Source organism: Streptomyces sp. 4F14, from assembly GCF_048159485.1.
In the GTDB taxonomy this organism is placed as follows: Bacteria; Actinomycetota; Actinomycetes; order Streptomycetales; family Streptomycetaceae; genus Streptomyces.
The window spans coordinates 1-320 of record NZ_JBLRVY010000383.1; the positions used below are offsets into that span (position 1 = coordinate 1).

A 320-nucleotide genomic window follows, 5' to 3' on the forward strand; every position below is an offset into this window, starting at 1 on the left:
GCGGCCGGCCACGGCGGTCCGGCCGTCACCGCGTCCATGGACGAGATGGCGGTCCTCGAACCGGTCCGCGTGGGCGACCTCGTCCATGTGAAGGCCCAGGTCAACTGGACCGGCCGCAGCTCCATGGAGGTCGGCGTCCGGGTCATGGCGGAACGCTGGAACGAGTCGACCCCGGCCACCCAGGTCGGCTCGGCGTACCTGGTCTTCGCCGCCGTCGACGCCGACGGCAAGCCGCGCACGGTCCCGCCGGTGCTGCCGGAGACGGAGAAGGACAAGCGGCGCTACCAGGAGGCCCAGATCCGCCGCACCCACCGCCTGGC

The 320-nt window shown here is 73.1% G+C and carries 1 protein-coding gene; it reads left to right on the plus strand.

Annotation, left to right across the window (positions count from 1 at the left end; translation table 11 throughout):
- Positions 1-320, plus strand: a 320-nt coding sequence (locus ACLZOT_RS51220; protein ID WP_416976147.1) for an acyl-CoA thioesterase, incomplete at both ends; no start/stop codon positions are given.